The organism is Streptomyces phytophilus (genome assembly GCF_013870535.1).
GTDB classification, from domain to species: domain Bacteria; phylum Actinomycetota; class Actinomycetes; order Streptomycetales; family Streptomycetaceae; genus Streptomyces; species Streptomyces phytophilus.
The window spans coordinates 1-3,687 of record NZ_JACBXC010000588.1 but is presented as its reverse complement, the minus strand read 5'-3'; the positions used below and the strand labels follow the sequence as shown (position 1 = coordinate 3,687).

Sequence of the window (3,687 nt, the reverse complement as noted above, 5' to 3'; positions counted from 1 at the left end):
GCGGCGCTGGCAACGGACTTCTGGGGGGAGCCCGTCGGCGCGGCGGCGCTGGTGCTGACCGCCGTGGCCGTCTGCCTGGTGCTGCGGCGGCCTCGTGCGGCGGTGCTCCTCGTCGCCGGCGCGGGTATCGCCGTGGGGGCGACGATGCTGCTCAAGCCCCTGGTCGGACGCACCATCCACGGCGGGCACCTGTCCTACCCGAGCGGGCACACCGCCTTCGCCACCGCGCTCGCGCTCGTGGCGGCGATGCTCGCGACCGGCCGGCTCGGCCTCGGCAGGGCGGCCGGCACGTCACTCGTGCTGGCCGCGGCGCTGGTCGCCGGAGCGGCCATGGGCTGGGCGCAGGTCGCCCTGGACGCGCACTATCCGACCGACGTCCTGGGCGGCTGGTTCACCGCACTGGCGGTGGTACCGGCGACCGCGTGGCTGACCGACCGGTCGGCCGACGTCCTGCGCCGCAGGCGCCGTTGACGGCACGTCGCCTCACGCCCGGCGGCGGAACACCGGCCGCACCGGTCGCCCGCCCAGCCAGGGGGCGGGGTCGCCGGCCTCCAGCGCCTTCCGGTACACCCCGCACGCCTGGGCGACCACGTCGGCCGTGCGGTCGACGTCGGCGTCGGTGAGCGCACTGCTGACCACGAACGACGGCGCCAGCACCCCGCCGGCGAGGAGCCGGCGCAGGAACAGGGTGCGGTAACGCTGCGACGGCTGCCGGTTCCCGTCGAGGGTGGCGAAGACCAGGTTGCTGGCCCGGCCCCGGACCACGACGTGGTCGCCGACGCCCGCGGCGGCCGCGGCGGCGCGGACGCCCGCGGCCAACCGCCCGCCGAGGGCGTGCAGTTGCGCGGTGATGCCCTCCTCGACGTAGGTGGTCTGCACGGCCATCGCTGCGGCCAGGGAGTGCGTCTCCGCGCCGTGGGTCGTGGACAGCAGGAACACCCGGTCGCCGGGGTGCCGCAGGCCGCCCCGCTCCATCAGCTCGCGCCGCCCGGCCAGCGCGGAGACGGCGAACCCGTTGCCGAGGGCCTTGCCGAAGGTGGAGAGGTCGGGGACGACGCCGTACAGGCCCTGGGCGCCGGCCTCGGACCAGCGGAAGCCGGTGATCATCTCGTCGAAGACCAGCACGCAGCCGTGCCGGTCGGCCAGTTCCCGCAGGCCGGCGAGGTAGCCGGGCGGGGGCTCGGTGTGGGCGGCCGGTTCGAGGACCAGGCAGGCGACCTCGTCCGCGTAGCGGGTCAGCAGCGCCTCGGTGGCGGCCAGGTCCCCGTACGGGAAGGTCGCGGTGAGCCCGGCGGTCGCCGCCGGGATGCCCGCGGACATCGGCGTGGTGGCCATGAACCAGTCGTCGACGGAGAAGAACGGGTGGTCGGCGCAGACGGCCACCCGAGGGCGCCCGGTGACGGCGCGGGCCAGGCGCACCGCGGCGGTGGTGGCATCCGAGCCGTTCTTCGCGAACTTGACCATCTCGGCGGTCGGCACCGTGGCCAGGAAGCGCTCCGCGGCCTCGGCCTCCACGATGGACGGCCGGACGAAGTTGCTGCCGCGGTCCAGCTCCCGCCGCACCGCTTCGAGCACGCGCGGGTGGGCGTGGCCGAGGCTGACCGACCGCAGGCCGGAGCCGTATTCGAGGTAGCGGTTGCCGTCGACGTCCCAGACGTGGGCGCCGCGGCCGCGGCGGATGACCGGGGCCAGGTGCTCGGGGTACTGGTCGTCGCCCTTCGCGTACGTGTGCGCGCCGCCGGGGATCAGGGCGTGCAGCCGCTCGTTCGCCTGCCGCGACCGGGGCAGGAAGGGCTCTTCGGCGTCTTCGCGCTCTGCGGGCTCTGCGGGCCCATCGGGAGTTGCGGTGACCACGCCTGCCTCACTTCTCCCGTCGCTTCAGGACCTCGGCGAGGCTCGGCGCCTCCCGGTCGCGCCGGGACACCGACGCCGCCGGCAGCGGCCAGGGGATGGCGAGTTGCGGGTCGTCGTAGGCGATCGTCACGTCCTCGGCCGGATCGTGCGGCCGGTCGATCCGGTACGAGGTGTCGGCGGTTCCGGTCAGTGCCTGGAAGCCGTGCGCGCACCCCGCCGGAACGTACAGGGTCGCCTGGGTCTCGCCGGACAGTTCGAAGAAGGCCCGACCCAGGTAGGTCGGCGAGTCGGGCCGCAGGTCGACGACGACGTCGAAGATCCGCCCGTACGAGCACCGCACCAGCTTGGCTTCGCCGGCGCCGGAGCGCAGGTGCAGGCCGCGCAGCACGCCCCGGGCCGAGCGCGAGACGCTGTCCTGGACGAAGGCGGCCGGGTCGAGGCCCGCGGAGCGGAGCACGCCGGCGTCGAAGGTGCGGCAGAAGAAGCCGCGCTCGTCGGCGTGGGGCGTCGGCTCGAAGAGGTACGCGCCCGCGATCGCCGGCACGTCCGTCGTCTTCACGGTGCCTCCCGCAGTGTGTGGCCGGCCGTCGGGAACAGGGCCGCGGTCAGGGCGGTGAACTGGTCCTCAAGGCGCCGGGCGGTGACCGCGTTCCGCTCCGCGAGGGTCCCCCGCAGCTGCGCCGACCGCTTCTCCAGCGCCCGGAACTGGGCGAGCAGCCGGTCGGCGTCGATCTCGCGCGCCGGGTGGCAGTACCCGCCGAGCCCCATCCGCTCCATGAGGGCGTCGCTCTTCGCCGCGTAGCTGAGCGCGAGGGTGGGCGTGCCGGCCTTCAGTGCGCAGACCAGGTTGTGGTACCTGGTCGCCACCACGGCGTCGGCGGCCGCCGCCTCCTCCATCAAGTCAGCGAGCGAGGCCGTTTCGGCGGCGGTGACCAGCGGGAGGCCCACCGCGTCGCGGATGGCGGCGGCCACCTTCGCGTCGCAGGCGTCGCCGGTGAGCAGGCGGACCGGTCTGCCCTCCTCGGCCAGGGCGCGGACGAACCGGGTCACGCCGCGGACGTAGCGCCGGTGGATCTCGCCGGCCCGGGCGCGGTCGCCGTTGCCGCCGTGGAAGTCCATCACGCCGACGCAGACCGTGCCCGCGGGCGTGCCGGGGGGTGGTGCCGGCAGGGCGAACGCGAGGTCCGGGTGGACCTCGTCGCGGGCGGTGTCCACGCCCATCGCCCGCATGGCGTCGCGGGACAGGGTGTCCCGGTACGAGCGGTAGGTGGCGAGCTTCGCCGACCAGCGCACCAGGGTCCGCGTCGGCCGGTCCCCGATCGGGGCGGCGCCGACTCCGACGAGTGCGACCCCCGTGCCGGCCAGCCGGCCGCTCGCGCAGAGCAGGAGCAGCGCGTACGGGAAGCCCCACGGGCGTAGCGGAAGCGTGGCCTCCAGGACGCCCATGCCCGGCACGATCACCACGTCGTGCCTGCGCACCCAGGCGGCGGTGCGGACGGCGTCGACGAGCTTCCCGAGGCCCTTGCCCGCGAGGGCGCCCGCGCGGGACGCGGTGCGGTACTCGCCGCGATACCAGTGCAGGCGCCTCGCGGGGATCCCGTACCGGGCCGTGACGGCCTCGGGGCCGCCGCACAGCGCGTCCACGACCGCCTCCGGGTGCTCGGCGCGGAGGTATCGGAGCACGGCCTCCAGCGACCCGTCGTTGCCGGAGTTGCCGGAGCCGAGCAAGCCGAACACCCCGACCCGTACCGCCGTCACCCCTGCCTCCCCTCCCGGCCGGCGACCAGGGCGTCGACGGAGACGGTGAGCAGGCCCGGGTCGACCGGCGCGCGG

General features: G+C 75.5%; 4 protein-coding genes. 1 reads left to right on the top strand and 3 read right to left on the bottom strand.

Translation table 11 applies throughout. The annotated features are described in order from the left end of the window. On the top strand, positions 1-471 hold a 471-nt coding region (locus H5J30_RS21795), incomplete at its 5' end, for a phosphatase PAP2 family protein (RefSeq protein ID WP_181789075.1). 12 nt (positions 472-483) lie between these two features. Here H5J30_RS21795 and H5J30_RS21790 read toward each other — a convergent pair. From H5J30_RS21790 to H5J30_RS21780, 3 genes are read right to left on the bottom strand one after another with little or no spacing between them, the layout of a single operon-like run. Then, positions 484-1,854 carry a glutamate-1-semialdehyde 2,1-aminomutase gene (locus tag H5J30_RS21790; RefSeq protein WP_309505600.1) on the bottom strand — a complete coding sequence of 457 codons (1,371 nt, stop codon included), beginning with the start codon at positions 1,852-1,854 and terminating at the stop codon, positions 484-486. A 7-nt stretch (positions 1,855-1,861) separates the two neighbouring features. Next, on the bottom strand, positions 1,862-2,413 hold the full coding sequence (locus H5J30_RS21785; RefSeq protein WP_181789074.1) for a dTDP-4-dehydrorhamnose 3,5-epimerase family protein: 552 nt from the start codon (positions 2,411-2,413) through the stop codon (positions 1,862-1,864). After that, on the bottom strand, positions 2,410-3,612 hold the full coding sequence (locus H5J30_RS21780) for a polysaccharide pyruvyl transferase family protein (protein WP_181789073.1): 1,203 nt from the start codon (positions 3,610-3,612) through the stop codon (positions 2,410-2,412). The genes H5J30_RS21785 and H5J30_RS21780 overlap by 4 nt, the downstream gene beginning before the upstream one ends. Positions 3,613-3,687: the final 75 nt, after the last annotated feature.